Annotated in this window: 1 protein-coding gene; it reads left to right on the top strand. The window is 34.9% G+C overall.

Annotated features, from left to right (window positions below):
* Positions 1-225 (top strand): oligogalacturonate-specific porin KdgM family protein (locus AB4653_RS28780; RefSeq protein WP_372106057.1); only part of this gene is annotated, 225 nt, incomplete at its 5' end.
* Positions 226-413: the final 188 nt, after the last annotated feature.

Here is a 413-nt window from a genome sequence, read left to right on the forward strand (position 1 = left end):
GATTTAAAAAACCTTCAATTAAGTTATGAGGCGAACTACGTCAAAAGCTATGAAGATCAAGTCAAAGCGAATGGAAAAGATTGGGAATGGGATTTAGGGGTAAAAATCGGCTATAAATTCGATAATCTAAGACCTTATGTTGAATTTTGGACATCAGATTATGGCTCAGCGGAAGAGAGTGAACGTCAGTTAAAAACACGCGTTGGTGTTACATACTCATTTTAATCGCTCTCATGAACCATATCTAACGTATGCTTTAAATAGGCTTAGAAAATATCTAAGCCTTTTTTATATATAACCCCCCCTCCCACCATGCTTAGTAATTTAATATCAACTAGTTACGTAAGATTATGGGAATAGCGAAATACAATAGAAACTAACCAATAAAAACAACAAAAAATGGCCGCTAGTAC

Origin of the sequence: Vibrio sp. 10N.222.48.A3 (genome assembly GCF_041475345.1) — a bacterium.
In the GTDB taxonomy this organism is placed as follows: Bacteria; Pseudomonadota; Gammaproteobacteria; order Enterobacterales; family Vibrionaceae; genus Vibrio; species Vibrio tasmaniensis_A.